Origin of the sequence: Mixta sp., assembly GCF_024610815.1 — a bacterium.
GTDB lineage: Bacteria > Pseudomonadota > Gammaproteobacteria > Enterobacterales > Enterobacteriaceae > Mixta > Mixta calida.
The window spans coordinates 1-23,739 of the sequence record NZ_JANION010000204.1 but is presented as its reverse complement, the minus strand read 5'-3'; the positions used below and the strand labels follow the sequence as shown (position 1 = coordinate 23,739).

Annotated in this window: 26 protein-coding genes and 1 pseudogene; 11 read left to right on the top strand and 16 right to left on the bottom strand. The window is 57.5% G+C overall.

Annotation, left to right across the window (positions count from 1 at the left end; genetic code table 11):
* The first annotated feature begins 192 nt into the window (after positions 1–192).
* A complete protein-coding gene (locus tag MYY08_RS15625) occupies positions 193–2,244 on the top strand; it encodes an FUSC family protein (protein ID WP_084969981.1) in 2,052 nt (683 codons plus the stop codon).
* A gap of 167 nt (positions 2,245–2,411) precedes the next feature.
* Here MYY08_RS15625 and MYY08_RS15620 read toward each other — a convergent pair whose 3' ends face one another.
* The 6 genes from MYY08_RS15620 to MYY08_RS15595 all read right to left on the bottom strand — a co-directional run bounded on the left by MYY08_RS15620 (position 2,412) and on the right by MYY08_RS15595 (position 7,851).
* On the bottom strand, positions 2,412–3,080 hold the full coding sequence (locus MYY08_RS15620) for a methionine ABC transporter permease (RefSeq protein ID WP_038626610.1): 669 nt from the start codon (positions 3,078–3,080) through the stop codon (positions 2,412–2,414).
* The gene (locus MYY08_RS15615; protein WP_288014860.1) at positions 3,068–3,856 is read right to left on the bottom strand and encodes a methionine ABC transporter ATP-binding protein; all 789 of its coding nucleotides are present in this window, start codon (positions 3,854–3,856) and stop codon (positions 3,068–3,070) included. The genes MYY08_RS15620 and MYY08_RS15615 overlap by 13 nt, the downstream gene beginning before the upstream one ends.
* The gene (locus tag MYY08_RS15610; protein WP_288014858.1) at positions 3,849–4,649 is read right to left on the bottom strand and encodes a MetQ/NlpA family ABC transporter substrate-binding protein; all 801 of its coding nucleotides are present in this window, start codon (positions 4,647–4,649) and stop codon (positions 3,849–3,851) included. The genes MYY08_RS15615 and MYY08_RS15610 overlap by 8 nt, the downstream gene beginning before the upstream one ends.
* A gap of 19 nt (positions 4,650–4,668) precedes the next feature.
* The gene (locus MYY08_RS15605) at positions 4,669–5,688 is read right to left on the bottom strand and encodes an isopenicillin N synthase family dioxygenase (RefSeq protein ID WP_288014856.1); all 1,020 of its coding nucleotides are present in this window, start codon (positions 5,686–5,688) and stop codon (positions 4,669–4,671) included.
* 235 nt (positions 5,689–5,923) lie between these two features.
* Entirely contained in the window at positions 5,924–6,910 is a 987-nt protein-coding gene (locus tag MYY08_RS15600) for an alpha/beta hydrolase (RefSeq protein ID WP_288014854.1), read from the bottom strand.
* A complete protein-coding gene (locus MYY08_RS15595) occupies positions 6,907–7,851 on the bottom strand; it encodes an MBL fold metallo-hydrolase (protein ID WP_288014852.1) in 945 nt (314 codons plus the stop codon). The genes MYY08_RS15600 and MYY08_RS15595 overlap by 4 nt, the downstream gene beginning before the upstream one ends.
* A gap of 22 nt (positions 7,852–7,873) precedes the next feature.
* Here MYY08_RS15595 and MYY08_RS15590 point away from each other — a divergent pair, with 22 nt between their 5' ends.
* The 4 genes and pseudogenes from MYY08_RS15590 to MYY08_RS15575 all read left to right on the top strand — a co-directional run bounded on the left by MYY08_RS15590 (position 7,874) and on the right by MYY08_RS15575 (position 11,055).
* Positions 7,874–8,854: a LysR family transcriptional regulator gene (locus tag MYY08_RS15590; protein ID WP_288014850.1), complete on the top strand. Its 981-nt coding sequence runs from the start codon at positions 7,874–7,876 to the stop codon at positions 8,852–8,854.
* Between the two features lie 285 nt (positions 8,855–9,139).
* Positions 9,140–10,408, top strand: coding sequence for a translesion error-prone DNA polymerase V subunit UmuC (gene umuC, locus MYY08_RS15585; protein ID WP_190296770.1), 1,269 nt, complete (start codon positions 9,140–9,142; stop codon positions 10,406–10,408).
* 400 nt (positions 10,409–10,808) lie between these two features.
* Positions 10,809–10,958, top strand: a pseudogene (locus tag MYY08_RS15580) (con-10 family general stress protein).
* A complete protein-coding gene (locus MYY08_RS15575; RefSeq protein ID WP_502888476.1) occupies positions 10,912–11,055 on the top strand; it encodes a con-10 family general stress protein in 144 nt (47 codons plus the stop codon). The pseudogene MYY08_RS15580 and the gene MYY08_RS15575 overlap by 47 nt, the downstream one beginning before the upstream one ends.
* Before the next feature lie 439 nt (positions 11,056–11,494).
* Here the strand turns inward: MYY08_RS15575 and MYY08_RS15570 are convergent, their stop codons facing one another.
* Entirely contained in the window at positions 11,495–12,079 is a 585-nt protein-coding gene (locus MYY08_RS15570) for a diguanylate cyclase (protein ID WP_288014848.1), read from the bottom strand.
* A gap of 248 nt (positions 12,080–12,327) precedes the next feature.
* Here MYY08_RS15570 and MYY08_RS15565 point away from each other — a divergent pair, with 248 nt between their 5' ends.
* The 3 genes from MYY08_RS15565 (at position 12,328) to MYY08_RS15555 (ending at position 13,335) form a co-directional block, all read left to right on the top strand.
* Positions 12,328–12,654 carry a four-helix bundle copper-binding protein gene (locus MYY08_RS15565; protein ID WP_071883683.1) on the top strand — a complete coding sequence of 109 codons (327 nt, stop codon included), beginning with the start codon at positions 12,328–12,330 and terminating at the stop codon, positions 12,652–12,654.
* A gap of 246 nt (positions 12,655–12,900) precedes the next feature.
* Positions 12,901–13,035: a hypothetical protein gene (locus MYY08_RS19290; protein WP_288014846.1), complete on the top strand. Its 135-nt coding sequence runs from the start codon at positions 12,901–12,903 to the stop codon at positions 13,033–13,035.
* Positions 13,036–13,113: 78 nt separating this feature from the next.
* Positions 13,114–13,335: a type 2 periplasmic-binding domain-containing protein gene (locus tag MYY08_RS15555; RefSeq protein ID WP_288014844.1), complete on the top strand. Its 222-nt coding sequence runs from the start codon at positions 13,114–13,116 to the stop codon at positions 13,333–13,335.
* Positions 13,336–13,422: 87 nt separating this feature from the next.
* Here the strand turns inward: MYY08_RS15555 and MYY08_RS15550 are convergent, their stop codons facing one another.
* Entirely contained in the window at positions 13,423–14,298 is an 876-nt protein-coding gene (locus MYY08_RS15550) for an ROK family protein (RefSeq protein ID WP_038626592.1), read from the bottom strand.
* A gap of 317 nt (positions 14,299–14,615) precedes the next feature.
* Here MYY08_RS15550 and MYY08_RS15545 point away from each other — a divergent pair, with 317 nt between their 5' ends.
* The gene (locus tag MYY08_RS15545) at positions 14,616–15,113 is read left to right on the top strand and encodes a thioredoxin family protein (protein ID WP_038630034.1); all 498 of its coding nucleotides are present in this window, start codon (positions 14,616–14,618) and stop codon (positions 15,111–15,113) included.
* 67 nt (positions 15,114–15,180) lie between these two features.
* Here the strand turns inward: MYY08_RS15545 and MYY08_RS15540 are convergent, their stop codons facing one another.
* Complete coding sequence (locus MYY08_RS15540; protein ID WP_288014841.1) at positions 15,181–15,324, bottom strand: hypothetical protein; 144 nt, start codon at positions 15,322–15,324, stop codon at positions 15,181–15,183.
* Positions 15,325–15,525: 201 nt separating this feature from the next.
* Between MYY08_RS15540 and ahr the strand changes: the two genes are divergently transcribed.
* On the top strand, positions 15,526–16,545 hold the full coding sequence (gene ahr, locus MYY08_RS15535) for an NADPH-dependent aldehyde reductase Ahr (RefSeq protein ID WP_288014864.1): 1,020 nt from the start codon (positions 15,526–15,528) through the stop codon (positions 16,543–16,545).
* A gap of 61 nt (positions 16,546–16,606) precedes the next feature.
* On the opposite strand, the gene MYY08_RS15530 is transcribed toward ahr, so the two are convergent.
* On the bottom strand, positions 16,607–18,058 hold the full coding sequence (locus MYY08_RS15530) for an amino acid permease (RefSeq protein ID WP_084969985.1): 1,452 nt from the start codon (positions 18,056–18,058) through the stop codon (positions 16,607–16,609).
* A gap of 571 nt (positions 18,059–18,629) precedes the next feature.
* Between MYY08_RS15530 and MYY08_RS15525 the strand changes: the two genes are divergently transcribed.
* On the top strand, positions 18,630–19,904 hold the full coding sequence (locus MYY08_RS15525; protein ID WP_038626585.1) for a Glu/Leu/Phe/Val family dehydrogenase: 1,275 nt from the start codon (positions 18,630–18,632) through the stop codon (positions 19,902–19,904).
* Between the two features lie 44 nt (positions 19,905–19,948).
* Here MYY08_RS15525 and MYY08_RS15520 read toward each other — a convergent pair whose 3' ends face one another.
* From MYY08_RS15520 to MYY08_RS15495, 6 genes are all read right to left on the bottom strand, one after another.
* On the bottom strand, positions 19,949–20,170 hold the full coding sequence (locus MYY08_RS15520) for a hypothetical protein (RefSeq protein WP_038626583.1): 222 nt from the start codon (positions 20,168–20,170) through the stop codon (positions 19,949–19,951).
* Positions 20,171–20,386: 216 nt separating this feature from the next.
* Complete coding sequence (locus tag MYY08_RS15515) at positions 20,387–20,710, bottom strand: hypothetical protein (protein WP_038626581.1); 324 nt, start codon at positions 20,708–20,710, stop codon at positions 20,387–20,389.
* 120 nt (positions 20,711–20,830) lie between these two features.
* Positions 20,831–21,796 (bottom strand): GlxA family transcriptional regulator, encoded by a 966-nt coding sequence (locus MYY08_RS15510; RefSeq protein WP_288014838.1) that lies wholly within the window; start codon positions 21,794–21,796, stop codon positions 20,831–20,833.
* A 120-nt stretch (positions 21,797–21,916) separates the two neighbouring features.
* Positions 21,917–22,693: an MBL fold metallo-hydrolase gene (locus MYY08_RS15505; RefSeq protein ID WP_190296773.1), complete on the bottom strand. Its 777-nt coding sequence runs from the start codon at positions 22,691–22,693 to the stop codon at positions 21,917–21,919.
* 168 nt (positions 22,694–22,861) lie between these two features.
* Positions 22,862–23,449 (bottom strand): YceI family protein, encoded by a 588-nt coding sequence (locus MYY08_RS15500; protein ID WP_190296774.1) that lies wholly within the window; start codon positions 23,447–23,449, stop codon positions 22,862–22,864.
* A 19-nt stretch (positions 23,450–23,468) separates the two neighbouring features.
* Positions 23,469–23,739: hypothetical protein (locus tag MYY08_RS15495; RefSeq protein ID WP_288014835.1), on the bottom strand; the 271-nt coding region annotated here is incomplete at its 5' end.

The following is a 23,739-nucleotide window of genomic DNA, read 5'->3' as shown; positions in this document are numbered from 1 at the left end:
GAATAGCCCTCTTTTCTCTTTTAATCCATGCCGCAGGGATCGCTGCATTTGCGTAGTAATCAGCATCATTATAAATATGTTTAAATTCAGTTAATTAAATTAGAAATAATTTGTATTACATAATCAAAGGTAAAATTTTCTCGCTTCTGTCAGGATACGCGCCACACAACTGTGCTACGGTACTCTTTCAACATGAAGTGGTTTTCAAAAAACGCGGTTTTGTTCTCGCTCAAAACCTCTCTGGCCGCGTTTCTGGCGTTATCTGTCGCTCTCCTGCTTAATTTCGAAAAGCCCGCCTGGGCGCTGACCACGGTATTTGTTACTTCGCAGCTCTACGCGGCGTCGACGATCTCAAAGTCGGTGTTTCGGCTGGCGGGCACGCTGCTTGGCGGTCTGTTTATTCTGCTGATCTATCCGGAAACCGTGCAGTCGCCGATGCTGTTCAGCCTGTGCGTTTCGCTATGGGTCACCGCCTGCCTCTGTCTCTCGCTGCATGATCGCACGCCAAAAAGCTACGTTTTCATGCTGGCGGGCTACAGCGCCGCCATTATGGGCTTTCCTGATGTCACTACGCCGTCGGCAATTACCTGGACGGTGATTTCGCGCATCGAGGAGATTACGCTGGGCATCGTTTGCAGCACGCTGATCCACCGGCTGGTGTTCCCGGTTCCCATGCAACATCTGCTGGAACAGAGCGTCGATAACTGGTACCGCAACGCGCGTAAACTCTGTAACGAGCTGGTGGTGCGCCTGCCGAAGGATAAGTCGCTGGAGCGGGAGGATATTCTGATTCAGATGGCGAACTATCCGCTCAACGTCGAAACGCTGATAACCCACTGCGTTTATGAAGGGGAGGCGGCGCGCAAGGTGATCAGGCTGGTCAGCGTACAGTATCAGCATCTTAGCTATTTGCTGCCGACGCTGACCGCGATTGAAACGCGCCTGAGACTGCTGGCGGAACTGCAAATCCGCTTTCCGGCCTGCGTCACGCTGGTGCTGCAACAGTTTCAGCTGTGGCTTAATTACGATGCGGTCAGCCATGTCGATACAGTGCGAAGCGCGCTGGCGCAGGGGAAATCTGAACTGGAGCAGGCCTGGCGTCGGCAGGAGCTGAGCGCGGAAGAGAGCATGCTGCTGCTGGGTCTGCTGGATCGCCTGGCCAACGTTGTACGCATCGTCGACGCTTATCAATCCGTTAGCGCGCGCGCCAGCGATCTTTACAGCGACAGCGATGCGCCGCTGATAAACAACCCGCGCGAACACCGGCATATCGATAAAGGCCTGCTGCTGCTGTCGTCGCTGACCGCTTTTCTCGCCACCTTTCTCTCCAGCCTTTTTTGGATCGGCAGCGGCTGGGCGGACGGCGCCAGCGCGCCGCTGATGGCGGCGATCATCAGCTCCTTTTTCGCCAGCATCGACTCACCGGTCACGCCGATGAAGCTCTTTGTAAAAGGCGTGCTGGTGGCGCTGGCGATCAGCCTGTTTTATGTTGGCGTGCTGATCCCGCAGGCAAACACGCTGCAGGCGCTGATGATGTGCCTGCTGCCCGGCCTGTTTGCGCTCAGCCTGGCGATCGCGCGACCGGCGACCAATCTGATCGGCCTGAGCGTGGCGATCCAGATACCCGGTTTTATCGGGCTTAGCCATCACTATGTTCCCAACCTGATCGCCACCCTGAACGCGGCGATCTCATCGCTGGTGGGCATCCTGTTTGCGGTGACGCTGACCGCGATCATCCGCAATAAGCGACCGTCATGGATTGCAAAGCGCGCGGTGCGCAAAGGCATCCGCGATCTGCTGGGTTTTATTAAGGAGATTGAGCGCAACGCTTCTTCGCTGCTGTCGCGCCAGCAGTTTGTCGCCCGCATGCTCGATCGGGTAAATATTATTCTGCCGCGCAAACGTCTCGATCCCGATCCTGAGCTGCTTGCTGGCGGCGATCTCATCACTGAAGCCTGGCTGGGCGCCAACTGTTATGATTTCTATGCCCGCCATCGCGAGGTGCTGGAAAAGCATCGGCTGGAAAGCGGCCAGATGTTTCATGAGCTGGGACTGTATCTGAAGCGGCGACTGCGTTCATTACAGGTCATCCCGCATCAGACGCTGTTGGATGAGCTGAACGAGCTGCTGCTTAAGCTGGAGGCGCTCGCCGCGCAGGACAGCGCCGCGCTCGCGCCGCTGGTCTCGCTGTTTAACCTGCGCGTATCCCTTTTTCCGCAGCAGCGCTGGCCGGAAAAACGCTGATGTTTCGTGCTGGAAAGGCGCGCCGCGGCTGTCTGACACGGCGTCAGGCAGCCGCGCGCCGATTTATACTTATTCATACACAGGCTATCCCCATTTTCTGTGGATAACCTGCGCCAGACTGCGTCGCCGCTGGACGTCGCGCCCGAAACCCCCGCGCGCCGCTGGCTTCAGCGTCGGCAGGCCAGCGATCTCACCAGGCGGTCGCCCGTCTTTTGCACCAGCAGCACCAGCAGCAGCAGCACGATAATCGTCGCCGCCATGATCTGATTATCGAAGCGCTGATAGCCATAGCGGATCGCCAGATCGCCCAGCCCGCCGCCGCCCACCACGCCCGCCATCGCCGAAAAGCCAATCAGCATTACAATGGTCAGCGTGATGCCCGCCACCATCGCGGGCAGCGCCTCCGGCAGCAGCACCCGACTGACGATATGCCAGAGCGTGCCGCCCATCGATTCCACCGCCTCGATACGGCCGCGATCCACCTCATCCAGCGCGTTCTCTACGATGCGCGCAAAAAAAGGAAACGCTCCGATGGTAATCGGCACAATCGCCGCCGTACTGCCGAGCGTGGTGCCCACCAGCAGACGGGTAAAGGGGATGAGGGCAATCAGCAGCACCACAAACGGCAGGGCGCGGCCGGTATTCACCAGCGCGTTCAGCAGCAGGGCGACGGCGCGGTTGGGCAGCAGGCCGTTTTTGCGCGTCAGGAACAGCAAAACGCCGACCGGCAGGCCCAGCGCGACGGTCAGCAGCGCGGCGAGCGATACCATATAGAGCGTCTCTGCGGTGGCGCTCAGCAGTAACGCCTGAAAACGATCCCAGTTTACGCTACGCAACGTGACGGCTCCTCCGCCCGATAGCGGGCGATAAAGGCGCGGTCGGCGTCGCCATCCTGCAACAGCATCTGGCGCAGCCGTCCCTCTTTACGGCTCATGATCTGCGCCAGGCTGCCGCTCTCCACCAGGCGGCCATGTTCCAGCAGGGCAGCGGCGTCGCAAATGCGCTTCACGACCGCCATCTCATGCGTGATCAGCACGATAGTGATCCCAAGCTGGCGCTGAATTGACGCCAGCAGATCGAGGATCGAGACGGTGGTGTCGGGATCGAGCGCGCTGGTGGCCTCGTCGCACAGCAGATAGCGCGGCTGCGCCGCCAGCGCGCGCGCAATGCCGACGCGCTGCTTTTGTCCGCCCGACAGCTGCGATGGCCAGGCGTGAGCGAACGCGCTCAGGCCTACCAGATGCAGCAGGGCGTCGACTCGCTCACGACGTTCGCGCGTGGGCACGCCGGCGATCTCCAGCGGCAGGTCGATATTGTCGTGGACATTGCGCGCGTGGATTAAATTGAAATGCTGAAAAATCATGCCCATCTGTTGGCGCTGGCGACGCAGCTGCGCCAGGCTCAGCTGCCCGATATCGCTGCCGTCAACCAGAATGCGCCCAGACGAGGGGCGCTCCAGCCGGTTAAGGCAGCGCAGCAGGGTGCTTTTGCCCGCGCCGCTGCGTCCGAGAATGCCGAAAATGGCGCCTGTCTCAATTGTCAGCGTCACTTCCGTTAAAGCCGCCGCTGTCGTGCCGGGATAGTGTTTGCTCAGGTTCTCAATCTTAATCATGTTTTTCATCCGTCACCGGGATCACCGAGCCGTTATAGTGCTGACGAATAAAGGCCGCCACCTGCGGAGAGGTGAGATCTTTCGCTAGCGCCAGCACGCGCGGATCTTTCGCCAGCTGTGGCGTGGTGACCAGCAGGTTGGCGTATGGGTTGTGCCCGGCCGACTCCAGGCCCAGCGCATCTTTCGCCGGGGTCAGGCCTGCCTCCAGCGCATAATTGCCGTTGATTACCGCGGCGTCCACATCGTCCAGCGAGCGCGGCAGCTGCGGCGCCTCAATCTCAATAATTTTGATCTGCTTCGGGTTCTCGCTGATATCTTTCGGCGTCACCAGCGTCGAACCGGCTTCACCCTGCGCATTGAGACGGATCAGCCCTTTATCCTGCAATAGCCAGAGCGCCCGGCTCAGGTTGGTGGGGTTGTTCGGCACCGCGATGCTGGCCCCCTGCGGCAGCGCCGTCAGGCTTTTTACCCTGTGTGAATAGATGCCGAGCGGCTCAACGTGTACGCTGGCGACAACGTCGAAGGTTTTGCCCAGCGCCTTCTCCTGATCTTTCAGGTAGGGCAGATGCTGGAAGTAGTTGGCGTCGACATCCCCGGCGGCCAGCAGCTCATTGGCGTTCACGCCGCCGCTCAGTTCGATCACGTCGAGATCGAGTTTCGGATCGAGCTGCTTCACATACTCCAGAATCTCGGCGTGCGGTACCGGATCTGCGGCGATGCGCAGCGGCGCGGCGTGCAGGCTTTGGGCGATCAGCAAAGAGAGTCCGGCAAGCGTTAGCGCAGTCTTGTTCATGATTATTCCCTGTCAGTGATTAAGAAGAGGTGTGCTCAGGATAGAAACGCTGCGCCACGTCTGGGTGCGAGCGCAGTCGTCCTTTGAGATAGTTCCAGCCCACTTCTCGCAGCAGCGGGTTGAGCGGATCGCTGGCTGGCCCCTGCGCCAGCCGCGCCAGCGACGGCGGAAGCTGATAAACTGGCACCACCGCATCCAGCTGCGCGCCGAGAAAAAAGGCGATGGAAAGGCGTTCCCGTTCGGCCTGCGGCGATACTACGCGATGTACGGTGGCGCGCAGATAGCCGTTGGTCGCCAGCTCCAGCAGCTCGCCGATATTCACGACAAAAGAGCCCGGCAGCGGCGAGGCCGCCACCCAGCTATTGGGCGTCAGTTCGACTTCCAGACCGGCCTGGTCATCCTGCAACAGCAGCGTCAGAAAGCCGGAATCTTTATGCGCGCCGACGCCCTGACGCGATTCGTTGGCGGCGCGTCCCGGATAGCGGATCAGCTTGATATGTTCATTAGGGCGGGCGCCGTAGAGCGTGTCGAAGGCGTTGCGCGGCAGCCGCAGCGCTTCGGCGAAGGCGCGCAGCAGTTCCAGCGCCACGCGCGTCATCTCCCGCTGCCAGCGGGTCACTACCTCGCGCAGCGCTGGCAGCGCCTGCGGCCACTGGTTCGGCCCCTGCATCCGCTGCCAGGCGGGAGAATCCGGCGTTACCGGCAGCGCTTCGCGTTCGGCGCCGATATCGAACTGTTCGCGGAAGTCAGGCTGGCTGCGGGTGATCTCCACGCCTGACAGGTTGTAGCCGCGAAAGTGGGGCGAGTTAGCCATCTTTACCTTTAGCTTCTCTTCCTGCGGCAGGGCGAAAAAGTCGCGGGCGACGCGCTGTACCTCATCGAGCAGAGCCTGCTCAATATCGTGGTTGACCAGGTAGAAAAAGCCGACGTCGCGCGCAATCTGGCCCAGACGATCAATGGCCTGCGTGCGCTGCGGCGCCTGGCGGGTAAGCTGCGCGAAATCGATAATCGGAAGCGCTAAAGAAGGTGAATGGCTCATGGTATTAACCCCGGTGGTATTGGTTAAAATTACAGTGCCATTCCCCCCGACGCTTCACTACCAAGTTATTCTGCTATCGATATGCAAAGCCTGGATATTTATCACCCCAGGGCTGAAAAAACGCCGCCGCGCCCGGAGAGCGGGCGCTTGTAAAAGGCGGCTACTGTAGCGGCCAGCCAGGAGCGGACATATGCCTGTGTCCGCCTGTCGATTGCCAGCTTCATCGGTTGCAGGCTTACTCCCTGATTCGATGAGAGGGTTCTTTCAGGAAGTTGATGATTGCATCGAAAGCCTGCCAGCGGCCCGGCTCCATCAGAATCATGTGCGTGCCGCCACCAATCTCTATCCAGCGCCGCCAGGCGGCGTTATCGAAGCGCTTAAATAGATCCTGCATCATATCGACCCGTACGTCTTGATCCCACTCGGCGTGAACGAGCAGTACCGGTGCGGTAATCGCGCTCGGGTTATAGAGCGGCCGGTTGGCGAGCCAATGCTCACGAACATCCTGAATAGCTCCACCAGGGGCTCGGATGGTACCCGGCTCGGCAGCGCCCGGATCGGTAGAGGCCGTTACCGTCGCCCACTGTTCGAACCAACCGGGCGGCAACAAGCCTTCTTGCCGGTCGGCTGGGACACCTGCCAGCCACGCCTCGCGAAAGGCGTCGACATGTATCAGACGCCACGCTGTCAGCGGCTGTCCGGCATCGATGCGCAGGGGGCGATTCGATAGCCATAGCGGTGCCACCAGCACAAGTTTTTCAATATATTTGCTATGCCGTTCGGCATATATCCCCGCGACCGAACCTCCCCATGACATCGCTACGATGCTGAGGCGATCAATGCCATTCCCGGCGAGAACATACTCAACCGCTGAGGCAAGATCACGCGCCGCGACCCGTGCTGGCGTCAGGGGGGCGGCGGTGTCAGGCGGCGCCGCCATGTCAGACGGGCGGGTCGAACCGCCATAACCGCGGGCATCTACCGCCCACACGTCGAATCCAGCCGTGGCCAGCGCATCCATGAACGATATATCATCCACAGGAACATCGAACAGGCTCTCGCTGGGGAAAGTGGCACCGTGTATCAACATCAACGTCGTACCCGAACTGGGGCGGCCGATGTCGCGCCGGCGCCTGCGGAGCAGCTGCAACTGGATGCCAGCGGTATCACTGTCGATGAGGTAAGTTTCGCGTAGCAGTACGCCGTTGGTATTGTCGTTCATGACCGGGTCCCCTGAATGAATTGCCAATTGAAGCCGTGAGACTGTCGGCTGACTTTGCCAACAGAGCTATCTCCGAAGTGAGTAGTGAAAACCAGCGCGTCGAGTTCGGCAGCGAGTTGCATGGCCTTGTGACGGGACTGCTGTGCCGCCTCTGGAAACTCGCAATAGACTGAGTTGGTCTCCGGGCGACGGAACTGGAGCGGATGATGCATGATGTCGCCCCAGAACAAAGCAGTTTCACCCCGAGAGGTCACTGAGATGGAGGCATGATCGATACTGTGGCCAGGCGTGGAGTGGAAACGGAAGCCTTCGATCAGGGTATTATCCACCTCGATGCGTTGATCCAGACCTGCCTCGACGATGGGCATGACGCTATCTTCGAAAACGCCGCCGAGTGGATGGCGACGCGGCGTGCCGAGTCCTGCCTGCCGCTGGATTTTTGCCACCGCCGCCCGCTCGCGGGAAAGCGCCAGATTGTAGCGATATTCGCGTTCGGAAAAGACGTAGCGGGCATTGGGAAAAGTCGGTACCCATCGTTCGCCTTGTAACCGGGTGTTCCATCCCACATGATCGGCGTGAAGATGGGTAAGCAGGACAAAGTCCACCGTTTCAGGCGATACGCCGATCGCCTGCAAACGCGCCAGGAAAGGCGCTTTGAGCTGGTGAAACAAGGGTGCCGTTGGGCGTAACTTGTCATTGCCGGTAGCAGTATCAACCAGGACGGTGTGAGTCGGCGTCTGTACCACCCAGGCGTGAATGCTTTGCCGAAGCAGGCCGTTCTCAGAATCGTAACTTCGCTCACCCCAATGAGTTGCATCGCCGATCAGTTCCTCTGAATCATCTTCCGGGAAGAGCTGGCTGGCCTCTACTGCATCAAGCGCTAATTCTGGCACCTTGATGATCCGTACATCCCCGACAAGAAAGGTCTCTTGAGTCGTCATGATTTTTTCCCGTTGACTGATAATGAAAATCAGCGTACTACTGGAAATATCATTAACCAAATCGATTCAAATAATGTTGCAAATCGACCATTTCGATTTAAGAAGCTTCGACCTGAATCTCCTGATCGCCTTTGACGCGCTAATGCGCGAGCGGAGCGTCACTCGGGCTGCCGATCTTTTGAAAATCCGTCAGCCAGCCATGAGCCACAGCCTGTCGCTGTTGAGAACGTTATTTCAGGATGAACTCTTTGTGCGTGTCGGGACAGTTATGCAACCGACCGCGCGCGCTTTAGCGCTGGCCGAGCCGGTGGAGCAAGCGCTCAGTATGATGCAGACGGTTATTCATGCCCGTTCGGAGTTCGATCCCTCGACTGACCAGCGTATCTTTCGCATGGGATTCTCCAGCGAGGTGGAGCTACTGCTGATGCCGGAGCTCGCCTTACGCCTGCGTCAGCTGGCGCCGGGGGTGAAGCTACATGGCCGCCCGGTGCAGCAGCGCGATGTCTACCGTATGCTGGATGACCGGGTGTTGGACCTGGCAATCGGCTGTTTTGACAGCCAGGCGATGCGTTATCGTCAGCAGCTCTTGTTCGGACAGTCGCTGAGTTGCGTTTTCCATCCTGACAAGATGGCATTCAAATCGGCGATTCCCCTTGAAGATTACCTGAGCCTGCCGCATGCGCTGGTAAGCCTCAGCGAAAGCTTACACGGTTGTCTCGAATCGGCACTTGATGCGATAGGCGGAAAACTCAACGTGGTTGCAACCTCGTCGGAATTTCTCGGTGTACTGGGCATGGTCGCGAGTGCGCCGTTGATTGCCACGTTGCCAACGCGGATGGCAAGACGCTACGGTGAGGCGTTTGGCCTGCGGGTCGTGCCGGTGCCAATGATACTGACGCTGCCCGACGTGTCTCTGGTTTGGACGGCGCAGGAGGATAACCATCCCGCCTCACGATGGTTGAGGGGAGAAATCAGCAGCATTCTGGGCAGGATGCCGCCATGAATACAGCCAATCATTATTGGGGTGAATCGCCATCCTGATATGCCTTCTGCAGAAATGAATGTCGTTATCCCAGCTAAAAACGAAATCAACGAACGGCCAGCCTGCGACCTGGCCGAAACACTTTTCCCGCAGGCGGTATTTCTCCATCATTGTTTGCCGCTGCGTTCGTAAAGCGGGGGGCTTGTAAAAGGCGGCGACTCTGTACTACTGTATGTAAACACAGTAAAAAGGTCATGTCCGCCACAGAACGTCAGCGCAGGCATCCGTAAAAAAAAGCGATAGACAATGTTCGCACTGGTTGATGTGAATAATTTTTATGCCTCCTGCGAGATGATTTTTCGTCCCGATCTGGCTGACAGGCCGGTGATTGTGCTCAGCAATAACGATGGCTGCGTGATCTCGCGCAACGCCCTTGCGAAGCAGGCGGGGATCGCCATGGCCGCGCCTTACTTTATGATTCAGGAGAGCGTGCGCCAGCATGGCATCGAGGTATTCAGCTCCAACTATGCGCTGTATGGCGATATGTCCAGCCGGGTGATGAGCCTGCTTGAAGAGCTGGCGCCGCGCGTGGAGATCTACTCGATCGACGAGGCGTTTATCGATCTGCACGGCGTCAGCCACTGCATGTCGCTGGAGCAGTTTGGCCATCAGCTGCGCGATCGGGTGCGCAAAGAGGCGCATCTGAAGGTTGGCGTCGGCATCGCCTGCACCCGAACGCTGGCGAAGCTGGCGAACTACGCGGCCAAGCGCTGGCCTCAGCTCGGCGGCGTGGTCGATCTTTCCGACAGCGCGCGCCAGCGCAAGCTGCTGGCGCGCGTGCCGGTGGAGGAGGTGTGGGGCGTGGGACGGCGCATCAGCCAGCGGCTGCGGCAGCTGGGCATTGAAACGGCGTTGCAGCTGGCGGAAAGCCCTGCGCCGCTGATCCGCAAGCACTTCAGCGTGGTGCTGGAACGCACCGTGCGCGAGCTGCGCGGCGAATCCTGCCTGGCGGCGGAAGAGGTGCCGTCGGCGAAGCAGCAGATCGTCTGCTCGCGCTCGTTCGGCAGCCGCACCGACGACTATCAGGCGGTACGTCAGGCGGTGTGCGCCTGGGCGGAGCGCGCGGCGGAGAAACTGCGCAAGGAGAAGCAGTATTGCCGCCAGGTGGCGGTGTTTCTGCGCACCAGCCCGCACGCCGCCGATGGCCGCTACTACGCAAATCAGGCGAGCGGCCAGCTGCTGACGCCCACTAACGATACACGCGAAATCATTCGCCTCGCCACCGAAGGGCTGGATCGCATCTGGCGCGACGGCTATCGCTATATTAAAACCGGCGTCATCCTCAGCGATTTTTTCAGTCAGGGCGTGGCGCAGCTTGACCTGTTTGATGAGCACCGGCCGCAGGCCAACGGCGAACGGCTGATGAAGCTCATGGATGAAATCAACCAGCGCGGCAAAGGGAAGCTCTGGTTCGCCGGGCAGGGCATCGTCAAGCCCTGGGCGATGAAGCGCGAAATGCTGTCGCCGACATGGACGACGCGCTGGTCAGATATCCCGGTCGCGCGCATTAAATAAGGCGGTCCACCGGCCATTCCCGCCTTGATAAAGAAAAAACTGCAGTATATTACTGCCTGTTTTTAAATTCCTTTTTCTGCCGGACTGTTTATGCCAGTCACTGGGCAGGTTACTTTATTATCTTAAGTACATCAGCGTTTTCTTTTCTGGATAACCTGTTCGGTAAAATCCGCCCGCCAGTTTAACTCTGTTGTCTTCAGGCTGAATGGCGAAGCTAATAAGCGAAGCGGACATCTGTCAGTTAGTCTGATTTTAACGCTTCGTTTTTTATTTTTTGCTTAATAAATCACAGGGTCTATGCTTAATTACTGAGTGAGCGGCAGACGACATAAGATTTTATGCTCCTGCCGTATTATGGAAGTTAAATTTATTCTTTAGTTTTAGTTGAAGAGAGGTATTTATGGCTGAGCATCGCGGTGGTTCCGGTAATTTCGCATAAAATCCTGAGAAAGCTTCTGAGGCGGGCAAAAAAGGCGGTCATAACAGCGGCGGCAACTTCGCTAATGACCGGGAAAAAGCGTCCGAAGCCGGTAAAAAAAGGGGGGCATAACAGCGGTGGAAATTTCGCTAATGATCGCGAGAAGGCGTCTGAAGCCGGTAAGAAAGGCGGCGAAAACAGCCACGGTGGCGGCCGTCAGGGTGACTGACAGCAGGGCGGTGCCTGCTGAATAACACCGTTATCGTTATTTAGAACTTTCATAATGGCTGTTATTCAGGGCGCTGCTATATAAAAGTGGCTGGCCGGGGGGAATAATTCCTCCCGGCTCAGTGATATTTGTTTATTATGTAATCCCGCCCCCGACTTATATCCAGGGAAGAAGTAAATAATTTCCACCATCGTTCCGTAATAAACTATGTTTAGTTCTGTTATTCCTTCGCTCTGCTTATTTCCTCATTTGACGGGCATCGTTTTTTACTTAGTGATCGGCAGGAGACATTTCTGGGCGAAGTTGCCTTCCGGGTACTGATTGCCTGTGTCATGGTATTCAGCTTTCTGAAGATACCGGCCGTCGCGGCATACGTCAGCTTTCGCTGTTTGAACTGGTTATAAAGCCGGGCCGGCAGGCATCCCCTGTCACGGATGCGTTATTTTAAGATCGTGTTATCACCGCTTCTGTGAGCACGTTTTCTGGTTTTTTTTGCACGCCGGTACTCTTCAAGATAAGGCAACACCTCCATGACAAAAATGCCCGTAAGCACGGCAATGATATAGCCTGTCGGTAAAGGATCTGCTCTCAGCTTCAGTTCAAACCGGGCAGGTTCGTCGCCGGAACCGAACAGCGCCAGAAACTGCGGCCAGTGTCTTGAAATCACCAGCAGAAGTGCCATCAGGGGGACCATTTCCAGAAAACTGTGTATATGCTGCTCAACGGGGGAAACGCGCCTTGCAGTCACGGCGTAGCTGACATCCCACAGAGCCGTTACTTCATGACAGAAGAACATCACAATCATGAACGCAATGACCAGCGCATTCACATCCAGGAAGAGGGCTGACAGTAAAGGCAGGCCCATTTCTAAAAACATCAGGATATGGATATAGGTCTCTTTCAGACCGGTTGTTGATTCAATATCTGTTGCCCTGTGACAAAGCCAGTCGGCGAAACCGGCAATAAGCCATACAGGAAGGACGAAGTAGAGCAGCAGCAACATTTGTGGGTCGGAAGAATACATACACTATACCTACAGGATTGAAACAGAAAGCATAGGCATAGGGCGGCTATCCGCAAGTAACAAACAAATCACATGACTGGAATCAGGGAATGCTGACAACCTGTCTGCTGAATTTATCAGCTTTGCTGACATAAAACAGGCTATCCCGTTTCAGGCAAAGCAGACATATTATTGTACAACTTTGCAGCAGCGAGCATTTTGTTCCATGCTTATAACTTCTTTGCATTTAAAGTTAATAAGGGGAGATTATGTCTGAACTCTATCGCAGCTGCATCGAGTCCTGTTACATCTGCGCCGCAACCTGTGATTATTGCGCAACCTCTTGCCTGCAGGAAGAAAACCTGGAGATGATGCGCGAATGCATCCGAACGGACAGACAGTGCGCCAGCATCTGTCGACTGGCAGCCGAGTTGATGGCGATGGAGAGTGAATTTGCTGCCCGAATTTGTAAGATTTGCGCGGAAGTATGCCAGACATGCGGTGATGAGTGTGCCAGACATGAGCACGATCACTGTAAGAAATGCGCTGAAGCGTGTTACCGCTGTGCTGAAGAATGCCGGAAAATGTCAGCCTGACATATAACGCAGGCTGTTTTGTTGCGGCTTCCGTCAAAATCACAGTTACGCTTATTCCAGCAGTTACTTTGGAAAATATTTGTCCGGTAACTGCTTTCAAACATTTTTAAGTTCACGTTGATTTTCCATTCCATATAAATGGCGATATCTTCAGCCGGGCAATGAGCCTGCCTGAAGAGCTGGCGCCGCGCGGAGATCGACTCGATTGACGAGGCGTTTATCGATCTGCACGGCGTCAGCCACTGCATGTCTCTGGAGCAGTTTGGCCATCAGCTGCGCGCTCGGGTACACAAAGAGGCGCATCTGAAGGTTGGCGTCGGCATCGCCCGCACGCCGCCGATGGCCGCTACTACGCAAACCAGGCGAGCGACCAGCTGCTGACGCCCACTAACGATACACGCGAAATCATTCGCCTCGACACCGAAGGGCTGGATCGCATCTGGCGCGACGGCCATCGCTATGCTGGAGGCGAAGCCAGGCATCGGCGGCATTCAGACGCTGCTGGCGGCGGAACAGCTACGGCAGGGGACGTTGGTTCAGCTGTTGCCCGACTATCGCTGGGAGCCGCCCACGCTCTACGCGATCTATCCCACCAGGCGCTTTATACCGCTGAAGGCCCGGCTGCTGACGGACGCGTTAATCAGCAGCCTTCACAGCGTGAGCGGTATCATACCCCTTTAAACCCTGCCTTCAGGCGGCGCTGATGAAAGCGCACGTTTTGGGCAGCGGTGGCCGGAAAAGGCGGACGGCGCGCATTTGCTTCGCCCGCTACGCCTGGTGCTGTTGCAGAAAATGTTTTACCGCCCCCAGCATGCCGGAATCATTGCCGTAGGTGGCGATATCCACTTTCATATCCACATCAAACCAGGCGAGATGATGATGAATTTCATCGAGAAAGGTTTTTCTGGCGGTAATGCCGCCGCCGAGGAACAAACATTCGGGATTAAATACGTGCGACAGATTATAAATACCGGCGCAGAGATCCTGATAAAAAGTGGTAACCAACCGGTCGCAAACCGGATCGTTATTATCATAGCGCTCAAAAATCTCCTCGCCGCTGATCTCCTCCTGCGGCCGGCCGGTATGCAGGCTGTAGTTGCGCGTCAGCACCCGCATGGTGCAGGTGGTGTTCATCGTATAGTTCAGAACGCTGTCGCTGCCGGGCCGTGAAGTCAGCAGCGAACCAAATTCGCCAGCCCGACGCTGTCGGCCACGCACCAGCGCGTTATTGCAGAAGATCGCGCCGCCGATGCCGGTGCCGATGGTCATCATCAGAAAATCGGACATCTCCTGCGCCTTGCCCAGCCAGCGCTCCGCCAGCAGAGCGCAGTTAGCATCGTTCTCTACGCTGACCGGCAGCGAAGTCTTGTCGCGCAGCCACTGACCGATAGCGAAGCGGTCGAAGTCGCGGATGGCGCCGCCCATGGCGATATAGCCGCTCTCCGGGTCGACATAGCCTGGAATGCTGACGGCGACGCCTTCGCAGTCGCTGTTTTTTTGTAGCCACGCCGTGATACCGTCGAGAATCTCTTCGCCGGAGTGGTTCTCGATCCCTTTCTTATCTGTCGACAGCATCTCGCCTTTCTCGCTCACCACGCCCATTTTTAAAGAAGTACCGCCGATATCGAACGCTGCAATTTTCATTCACTCCGCTCCGTTGCCATATTCAGGTCGGCAGTGAGTATAGCGCAGCGGAAAAAGAGCCTGCCGCCGCTGCGCAGTACAGGAAAAATAAAACTGACAGGAAAGTACGCATCATCAGCGGCGGCATGACGCGGCAATGGAAAATAAAGGCGTAATGCAAAGACGTGTAAAGTTTTCCAGGCGGGAACGCGTTGGGCGTAAATCAGCGCCGGGGCGTTTTATCCGTAAAGAAAAAGGGCGTTCCGCTGGCAACGCAGGTGTGTCGGCAGACGGATTCTTTTATCATAGCGAACCGTCCGTTTCCATTGGAGAGAAGCATGAGTACGTTCGACACGCTGTTTAAGCAGGGCAAAGATATCGAAACCTTTATCAGCACCGGCACGCCGGAGCAAATTGCCGATTTGCGCCGCTGGCAGACGCTGCTGGAGAGCCAGACCGAGGCGGTGGAAAACGCCCTCGCGCCGGCGCGGCAGGCTGAAGGGCGCTTTCGCCTGCTGGTGGCGGCGGAAATGTGGTGCCCCGACTGTCATCGCAATATTCCGCCGCTGGCGCTGCTCTGTCAGCGGCTGCCCAACGTGGAAATGGCGATAATCACCCGCGACGAGGCGCAGCCCTTTACCGAATTGCTGGACGTTGAAAAGGTGAAGATTCCGTTTGTCGTGGTGCTGGACGCCAACTCGACGCCGCTGGGCGCCTTTATTGAACGTCCGGCGTCGGTGGTGAACGGCGGCGAGGCGCAGCTGGAGGCTTACCGTCGCGGCGATCTGCTGGCAGAGACCATCGGCGACATTACCGCGATCATCGCCGGTCTTTGACGGATGCGGCGGGGCAGGGAGGCCTCGCCGGAAAGGCGGCGGATGACGCTTTGCTCACCTGATCGAATCAGAGCAGGCTAACGTCAATGCCAATGCCAATGCCAATGCCAATGCTCTGCTGCGCATGGCGCACCGACTGACGCAGCGCTACCAGCTGCGCGCCCTGCAACATCACCACAAACGGCGAGTTCTGCTGAACGGTGTTTTGCAACTGTTGATAGCACGCCCGGCGTGTTTCTGTCTTGTTTGCTGCCGATAAAAAAACGCGGCCTGATCTAACCTGAACCCGCGTCGTCGACAGCGGGCGCTGGGCGTAACTGTCTGAAAAATCACCGTGGCATGATGTGGAAAGTCTTTGGCTTAACGGCTTTGCTACACTCTCTGCTGGATCTCCTAACGCAATCTGAGGTGAATAGTGAAAATTAAGAGTTACGCAGCGATGGAAGCCGGACAGGCACTGACTTTATATGAATATGAAGCGGAGTTGCTGAGCGCCGAAGATGTGGAAGTTGAGGTGGAATACTGCGGCGTTTGCCATTCCGATCTCTCCATGATCGACAATGAATGGGGCGTGTCGCAGTATCCGGTGATCGCCGGTCATGAAGTGATCGGGCGCGTTTCCGCGCTAGGCGACGCGGCCAAAAACAAAGGCCTCGCTATTGGTCAGCGCGTGGGCATCGGCTGGACCGCCAAAAGCTGCGAACACTGCGACGCCTGCATTAACGGCGACCAGGTCAACTGTCTGAACGGCAGCGTGCCGACCATCGCCAACAAGGGCGGCTTCGCCGAAAAGCTGCGCGCCAACTGGCAGTGGGTGATTCCGCTGCCGGAAAAACTGGATCCGGCCACGGCGGGTCCGCTGCTGTGCGGCGGCATCACCGTATTCAAACCGCTGCTGATGCATAACATCACCGCCACCAGCCGCGTCGGCGTGATCGGTATCGGCGGTCTGGGCCATATCGCGATTAAAATTCTGCACGCCATGGGCGCGGAAGTGACCGCCTTCAGCTCATCGCCGGCGAAGAAGCAGTCAATTCTGGATATGGGCGCGGATCATGTGGTGAACAGCCGCGACCCGGAAGCGCTGAAGCAGCTGGCGGGGCAGTTCGATCTGATCCTCAGCACCGTGGCGGTCGATCTTGACTGGCAGCCATATTTTGCGGCGCTGGCGCCGCGCGGCAACTTCCATACCGTGGGCGCGGTGATGAAGCCGTTCGAAGTTTCCGCCTTCAGCCTGATCCTCGGCGACCGCGCGGTCACCGGCTCCTCCACCGGTTCGCCGGGCCAGCTGCGTTCGCTGCTGCGCCTCGCGTCGCGCACCGATATCGCGCCGAAAGTGGAATTTTTCCCGATGTCGAAAATCAACGAGGCGCTGGATCACGTTCGCGCCGGTAAAGCCAACTACCGCGTGGTGCTGAAAGCGGATTTCTGATGCGTTAAACGCCACGAAAAGTAAGCAAAAAAGCGGCGATCATCGCCGCTTTTTTTATGCCTCAGGCGTCGGGGCTCACCTGCCAGCGCTGCTGCGCCTGACGCGCGCGCTGTCGACGCAGCTTCAGCCGCCAGAACAGCGCCAGCAGCAGGAACCAGAGCGGCATGGCGCACAGCGCGGTCAGCGTATCGCGGTCGAACACCATGATCACCAGCGAAAAGAGAAAGAACGCCAGGCTCAACCAACACATCGCTACGCCGCCCGGCATCTTAAACGACGAGCGTTGATGCAGATCGGGCCGCCGTTTGCGGTACACCAGGTAAGCCACCAGGATCATGCCCCAGCTGTAGATCACCAGAATCGCCGCCAGCGTCGAAACGATGGTGAACAGGGTGACGACGTTGGGCACCAGGAACAGCAGCAGCGTGCCGCTCAGCATGCAGAAGCAGGAGAAAAGCAGGCTACGCACCGGGATCGCCGTGGCGCGGGAGAGAATGCGGAACTGCCGATGGGCATGTTTCTCCAGCGACAGGCCGTACAGCATGCGGGTGCTGGAGTAGACGCCGCTGTTGGCGGAGGAGATCGCCGAGGTGAGGGCGACGAAGTTGATCAGCGCGGCGGCGGCGGGCAGGCCCGCTTTGTCAAACAGCGTCACAAACGGACTGGTCTCCGCCGAGACGTGCGGCCAGGAGGTCACCGCGATAATCACCACCATCGACAGCACATAGAAAATAATAATACGCAGCGGAATGGCGCGAATGGCGCGCGGCAGAATTTTTTCCGGCGTTTTGGTCTCCGCCGTCATGGTGCCAAGCAACTCCACGCCGGTGTAGGAGAAGATAGCGATCTGGAAACCGGCGAAAAAGCCCACTACGCCGTGCGGCATAAACACCGCCGGTTCGGTCAGGTTGCCTAGCGAGGCGCGCACGCCGTCCGGCGAGGTCCAGCCGGTCACCACCATCCAGAAACCGGTGAGGATCAGCGCCACGATGGCGATCACCTTGATAATCGCGAACCAGAACTCCGCTTCGCCGAACATCTTCACCGACAGCAGGTTAAACATAAACAGCAGCGCAAGGGTAAACAGCGCCGGAACCCAGGGCGAGAGATCGGGCAGCCAGTACTGCACGTAGCCGCCGCACACCACCACATCGGCGATGCAGGTGACCACCCAGCTCAGCCAGTAGGACCAGCCGAGAAAAAAGCTCGCTTTCGGCCCAAGATAGTCGGAAACGAAATCGGCGAATGAGCGGTAATCCAGGCGCGTGAGCAGCAGCTCGCCCATGGCGCGCATCACCATATACATAAAAAACCCGACTACCACGTAGGTGATCAGAATCGAGGTGCCGGATACGGCGATGGTTTTGCCTGCGCCCATAAACAGGCCGGTGCCGATCGCGCCGCCCAAAGAAATCAGCTGAATATGCCGTTCACTCAGGCCGCGATGCAGTTTTTGCGGCGCATCATCCTGCGCGCCGGACGCGGACGAGCGCGGGGGGTGTTTTACGGTCATGGCATCTCCTTTTTTGACGTCTGACCATGAAGCGAATGGAGGTTTTCATCGGGCAATAGATCACCTTCCCTGATATATCGCAGGGAACAGGCGCAGCAGAGCTGCCGAAAGCACGGTGGACGGGCCCGATGACAGGCGATAAACATCACATTACAGCTGGCAGTGGATGCAACTTATTGAAACAGAGAAGAACCTCCTGGCGTTGGGCAAAATCGACGGCGATGGCTGCCCGGATAGCTTCAATGCTGGCCGTCGGAATTTACATTGTCAACCGTGTAAACTAACGAAAAATTAACTTTTTGATCACTTTCAAGGTTCTGAAAAATCAGCAAAAAATTGTTTTATGCATAAATAGTGCATAAAAAATGCATAAAAGCGAAGCGCTTATGGCAACGCTGAAAAGTAACTAATTATTCACCTCTGTTGCGATTGCTTTACGCAAAAACAATTTTTTCCGCGTCGCAGGGAAATCCGCAGACGATAATTAATGATAAATTCATCATCGCATAGTGATATGCGGGTCATTTCCACGGTTTAACAATATAAATAACTTTGTTCAAAAAGGTTTGTTATGGAAAAGCTATCTTACGCGTCAGAAAGCGGTACATCGGCCTGGAACACCTACCTTCAGCAAATTGACCGCGTTGCCCCTTACCTGGGCGAACTGTCGCGCTGGATCGATACGCTGCGCCATCCGAAACGCGCGCTGATCGTTGATATCCCCCTACAGATGGACGACGGCACCATTCGCCACTTCGAAGGCTTCCGCGTTCAGCACAATCTTTCTCGCGGTCCGGGCAAGGGCGGCATTCGCTATCATCCTGACGTGGACCTGAATGAGGTGATGGCCCTCTCCGCATGGATGACCATTAAATGCGCCGCCGTCAACCTGCCGTACGGTGGGGCGAAAGGCGGCATCCGCGTCGATCCTTTCTCGCTCTCCGAGGGCGAGCTGGAGCGTCTGACGCGTCGCTACACCAGCGAAATCGGCCTGATTATCGGGCCGCAGCGCGATATCCCGGCGCCGGATGTCGGCACCAACGGCAAAGTGATGGCCTGGATGATGGACACCTACTCCATGAACCACGGCACCACCATCACCGGCGTGGTGACCGGCAAGCCCATTCACCTCGGCGGCTCGCTGGGCCGTGAAAAAGCGACCGGTCGCGGCGTATTCGTTACCGGACGTGAAGTAGCGGGACGCGCGGGCATCGGAATCGAAGGGGCGAAGATCGCCGTCCAGGGATTCGGCAATGTTGGCAGCGAAGCCGCCCGCCTGTTCGCGGAAGCGGGCGCGCGCGTGGTGGTGATTCAGGATCATACCGCCACGCTGTTTAACGCCGACGGCATCGACCTGCATGCGCTCAGCGAGTGGCAGAACCGCCACAAGCAGATCGCCGGCTTCCCTGGCGCGAAGAGCATCGACAGCGAAGCGTTCTGGACCACGGATATGGATATTCTGATCCCGGCGGCGCTGGAAGGGCAGATTACCCGCGAGCGCGCTGAAAAACTGCGCTGCAAGCTGGTGCTGGAAGGCGCTAACGGTCCGACTTACCCGGACGCGGACGATATTCTGAAGGCGCGCGGCATTACCGTGGTGCCGGACGTGATCTGCAACGCCGGTGGGGTAACGGTCAGCTACTTCGAGTGGGTGCAGGATATGGCAAGCTTCTTCTGGAGCGAAGAGGAGATCAATGCGCGCATGGACAAGATCATGACCGAAGCGATGGTGCATGTCTGGGACAAAGCGGCGGAGAAAGAGTGTACGTTGCGTACCGCCGCCTATATCGTCGCCTGCGAACGCATTCTGATGGCGCGTAAAGATCGCGGCATCTATCCAGGCTGACAGGCTGCAAGCCGCGCGCGACCCCGTCGCGCGCGGCTTTTTGGCTAGCGGTGTGAACGACGCGCTCTGACGAGGCGCAGCCGCCGGACAAAAAACAGCACATCTTCACGCAGCCAGAGGCGGCGCGGAAGCGGATCGTGATTCAACGCTTCCGGCAGCGCGATGCCCTCAATGGCGCCGCGATTGCAGATCGCCCGAATAAAATCGCTTTCTTTCATGCCGACGCAGCGGGCGAATTCCAGCGCGGTAACGTGTAAGCGGCCCATCGTTTTCTCCTTAAGCCTGTTCAGGCAATCATTAATAAAATTTGGCTTAAGAACATCTTTTCTCCTTACAGAGGCGGCAATATTGATCTGCATCAGGAGGGATAACGATTAAAGGTAAATTTCGCTAACCGTTTCGCTTGTTGCTGGCAGCGGGCCGCACCGAAAAGGAGAAGGGTGAATCCGCCGCAAGGCGGTGGCGGAAAAGGCAGGAAGCGTTCAGGTGATATGCATAATCGCGCCGGGCGCTTTCAACATCTGAAACAGCGCCTGCTGGCTGGCGTCGGTGGCGTCGCCGCACTCCCAGCCGTGCCTCCAGGTGAGATGATGAATATGACCCAGCTGACGCCACAGGGCGATGGCGGAGGCCGCCAGCGCGCAGGTGTCGTCGCTCTGTAAACACTCCACGGTGGTATAGCTCCCTTCGTCCAGCGCATTAATAAACACCTGGGTCGCGTCGGACGGAAACACCGCGCGCAGGTCGTCCAGCATATCAGCGCTGACAGGACGGGAAAGCCGCAGAATAAAGGTTGATGAAGACAAAATGACTCCCTGAATGCCGTAGATATGCATCGCACAGGACTGGTCGATGTCCGCAAAAGCGGAATGTTTTTATTGTACTACGTCAGCGGACAACGGGGAGAATGTTGTGTGGGAATAGCCTTAGCTGTCGCCAGGCTGGCCGCCGCGAAACGCGCGCCGCCATTCGCTGGGACTAATATCGAAGCGGGCCTTGAAACGCTGACGAAAGGAAACGGGCGAGTGGAAGCCCGACAGCTGCGCCACCGCTTCGATGCTGTGATCGGTTGTTTCCAGCAGCGCCTGGCTACGCCGCAGACGCTCCGTATCCAGCCATTCGCCGACGGAAATGCCCGTCGCCTTAATAAAGTGACGGGTAAAGGTGCGGCGGCTCATATTGACCAAACGCGCCAGCGAGTCGAGATTATGCGGCTGGTGAAGATGATTCCGCAGGTAATCCAGCAGCGCGTTGATTTTACTGTCACGCGTATTTTCCGGCACCGGATGTTCAATAAACTGCGCCTGGCCGCCTTCACGATAGGGCGCCACCACCATGCGTCGGGCGACGCGATTAGCCGCCGCGCTGCCGTACTGCTTGCGCACCAGATAGAGGCAGCAATCGATGCCGGCGGCGGTGCCCGCCGAGGTGATCAGCCGCTCGTCATCCATATAGAGCGCGTTGGTATCCAGCTGGACGGCCGGAAAGCGTTCGGTGAAGTCACGCTCCAGCTCCCAGTGCGTCGCCGCGCGCCGGTTGTCCAGCAGCCCTGCGTAGGCCAGCACATAGGTTCCCAGACAGAGACCCACCACCTGCGCGCCGCGCCGGTGAGCGGCGATCAGCGCGTCAAAAAGGGCCTGCGACGGTCTTTCAGTAGGATGATGCCAGTAGGGTACGATGACGATATCCGCCGTCTCCAGCGTCTCCAGCCCGCGTTCTACATTGACCGACATGCCGATATCAGACTGCACCATGCCGATTTTTTCCACGCAGATAAGCAGCTGAAACAGCTCCGGCTGCGGCATCGACTGGCCAAAAATAATGCAGGGAACCGAGAAATGAAATGGGCTGAAACCCTCAGTAGCGATTACCGCGACGGATGGAGCGGGCATAACACTTTTCCAGTTGTCGCGCCGCTTCACTCACGGGCGAGGGCGCAGAAACATATAGCCGCAGACGCAGCTGCGGCGACGGTTAAGGTATGCGGACAACGGCAGTCAACAACGCGCGACTCAAAAATAACAGCTTTCGCCGTCCGCCGGGATGCGCAGGCACGCCTGGAGACCCTGCTCGCTGGCGTATTCACGCAGTTCGTCACGGCTCAGAATGCAGTGATTCACCGCTTCCATATGCGACGCCACGATAGTCGCCTGCGGCAGCGCCTGATGTGTACGCAGTATATCCTCTTTGCCCATGATAATGGCGCCGATATGGTCAACCTGAGCAAAACCGGCGTTCACCACCACCACATCAGGCCGCCAGGCGTTCAGGCTGTCGATATAGGGTTTAACCCAGATGGTGTCGCCAGCGATATAAAGCGTTTTTTCATCAGGATGCTGGAACACCAGTCCGCAGGCGTCGCCAAGTAGCGCGGCGATCTCCGGGTTGCTATAGGCCTCATCGCTGCCGTGCTGACCGTCGGTTTTGATAAGGGTGATGCCGGCAAACGTATTGCGTTCCTCTAACACCTGAATTCGGGTAAAACCCTGCGCGCGGATAAGCTCGGCGTCGGCAGCGTTCTGGGTAAAAATCAGCATATCTTTGGAGATATGCGCCGCTGCCGCCTCATCCCAGTGGTCGCGGTGAGTGTGGGTGACGATGCTCGCATCCACATCCAGCAGAGTTTCAAGCGGCAGCGGCAGCGCAACCAGCGGGTTACGCAGGTGCGAGCGTGCGGTGCCCGGAAAACCTTCCCAGGCCTCTTTGTCAGCCAGCATCGGATCGATTAGAAATTTTACCCCAGCGTAGTTAAGCAGCAGCGTGGCGTTACGAATTTGCGTCAGTTTCATCTTTCACTCCGGTTAAACATTATAGCGCGGGAGATTGCCTGTCGGGATGAAAGCAGTATAGGGAGGGGGAAAAGCGAGAGTGAGTAGCCTGATAGTCAAATAGCGATGGAATCGGGTCAATCCGCCCTCGCTGGCTGTGACAGCCCCAACGCAGTGGGGCTGACAGGCTTATTTATCGGCCCAGGCTTCGGTGGAGATGGTCAGAGCGATCTCATCGCTTACGGCCGGAATATACTGTTTCAGACCGAAATCGGAACGCTTCACGGTGCCGGTAGCGTCAAAGCCGATCGCCTGCTTTTTCATCATCGGGTGTTCGCCCTGTTTGTTCAGGGTGGCGTGCAGGGTCACAGGTTTGGTGACGCCTTTGATGGTCAGGTCGCCCTGGACATCATAGCGCTGGTTGCCCTTGCTGATGACGCGGGTACTGCGGAAAGTCGCCTGCGGATAAGTGCCGGTGTTGAAGTATTCGCCCGCCTTAAACTCTTTGTTCAGCGCATCGACATGGGTATCGAGGGTATCCATCGGCAGCGTCACTACAACCTTCGATTTTTCCGGGTTGGCGCTGTCAAACACCAGCGTGCCGGAGGCGTTAGAAATGTCAGCGGTAGGATGGGAGAAGCCAAAGTGTGACCAGCTCATGACCACGGAAGTATGTTCCGGGTTCAGCTGATAGGTTTGCGCGGCGGCGTGGCCGAACTGCGTCCACAGCGCCAGACTTAACGCCAGCGGCGCGGCGATTTTTTTCATGTTCGACATAACAACGATCCTGAAGTCACTAAAAAGGAATGTAAGTGTGGTCGCTGTTGGCCGGAACGGAAAGCAAAGATAATTGTTTTTGATTATCAAATAATTTGATGTTGGCGGACGGCAGGCGAGTTTGATATTGAGATAAGAAAACAGGCCAGTCGCTGACGGAGCAGAAGCTGGCCTGAGGCGCCGGGACAGGGGCGGAATCCGCGCCGCCGGTTAGCGGCCCGGCCCGCCGCCGTGAAAGTGGCCGCCGCCCGGTCCGCCGCCGCCATGTCCGCCGCCTGGGCCGCCCCAGC

What these genes read in the sequence shown, in the direction of transcription:
- MYY08_RS15625 (WP_084969981.1), top strand. Translation starts at nt 193, where the DNA reads ATGAAGTGGTTTTCAAAAAACGCGGTTTTGTTCTCGCTCAAAACCTCT.
- MYY08_RS15615 (WP_288014860.1), bottom strand. Translation starts at nt 3,856, where the DNA reads ATGATTAAGATTGAGAACCTGAGCAAACACTATCCCGGCACGACAGCG.
- MYY08_RS15610 (WP_288014858.1), bottom strand. Translation starts at nt 4,649, where the DNA reads ATGAACAAGACTGCGCTAACGCTTGCCGGACTCTCTTTGCTGATCGCC.
- MYY08_RS15605 (WP_288014856.1), bottom strand. Translation starts at nt 5,688, where the DNA reads ATGAGCCATTCACCTTCTTTAGCGCTTCCGATTATCGATTTCGCGCAG.
- MYY08_RS15600 (WP_288014854.1), bottom strand. Translation starts at nt 6,910, where the DNA reads ATGAACGACAATACCAACGGCGTACTGCTACGCGAAACTTACCTCATC.
- MYY08_RS15595 (WP_288014852.1), bottom strand. Translation starts at nt 7,851, where the DNA reads ATGACGACTCAAGAGACCTTTCTTGTCGGGGATGTACGGATCATCAAG.
- MYY08_RS15590 (WP_288014850.1), top strand. Translation starts at nt 7,874, where the DNA reads ATGAAAATCAGCGTACTACTGGAAATATCATTAACCAAATCGATTCAA.
- umuC (WP_190296770.1), top strand. Translation starts at nt 9,140, where the DNA reads ATGTTCGCACTGGTTGATGTGAATAATTTTTATGCCTCCTGCGAGATG.
- MYY08_RS15575 (WP_502888476.1), top strand. Translation starts at nt 10,912, where the DNA reads ATGACCGGGAAAAAGCGTCCGAAGCCGGTAAAAAAAGGGGGGCATAAC.
- MYY08_RS15570 (WP_288014848.1), bottom strand. Translation starts at nt 12,079, where the DNA reads ATGTATTCTTCCGACCCACAAATGTTGCTGCTGCTCTACTTCGTCCTT.
- MYY08_RS15565 (WP_071883683.1), top strand. Translation starts at nt 12,328, where the DNA reads ATGTCTGAACTCTATCGCAGCTGCATCGAGTCCTGTTACATCTGCGCC.
- MYY08_RS19290 (WP_288014846.1), top strand. Translation starts at nt 12,901, where the DNA reads ATGTCTCTGGAGCAGTTTGGCCATCAGCTGCGCGCTCGGGTACACAAA.
- MYY08_RS15555 (WP_288014844.1), top strand. Translation starts at nt 13,114, where the DNA reads ATGCTGGAGGCGAAGCCAGGCATCGGCGGCATTCAGACGCTGCTGGCG.
- MYY08_RS15550 (WP_038626592.1), bottom strand. Translation starts at nt 14,298, where the DNA reads ATGAAAATTGCAGCGTTCGATATCGGCGGTACTTCTTTAAAAATGGGC.
- MYY08_RS15545 (WP_038630034.1), top strand. Translation starts at nt 14,616, where the DNA reads ATGAGTACGTTCGACACGCTGTTTAAGCAGGGCAAAGATATCGAAACC.
- MYY08_RS15530 (WP_084969985.1), bottom strand. Translation starts at nt 18,058, where the DNA reads ATGACCGTAAAACACCCCCCGCGCTCGTCCGCGTCCGGCGCGCAGGAT.
- MYY08_RS15525 (WP_038626585.1), top strand. Translation starts at nt 18,630, where the DNA reads ATGGAAAAGCTATCTTACGCGTCAGAAAGCGGTACATCGGCCTGGAAC.
- MYY08_RS15520 (WP_038626583.1), bottom strand. Translation starts at nt 20,170, where the DNA reads ATGGGCCGCTTACACGTTACCGCGCTGGAATTCGCCCGCTGCGTCGGC.
- MYY08_RS15510 (WP_288014838.1), bottom strand. Translation starts at nt 21,796, where the DNA reads ATGCCCGCTCCATCCGTCGCGGTAATCGCTACTGAGGGTTTCAGCCCA.
- MYY08_RS15505 (WP_190296773.1), bottom strand. Translation starts at nt 22,693, where the DNA reads ATGAAACTGACGCAAATTCGTAACGCCACGCTGCTGCTTAACTACGCT.
- MYY08_RS15500 (WP_190296774.1), bottom strand. Translation starts at nt 23,449, where the DNA reads ATGTCGAACATGAAAAAAATCGCCGCGCCGCTGGCGTTAAGTCTGGCG.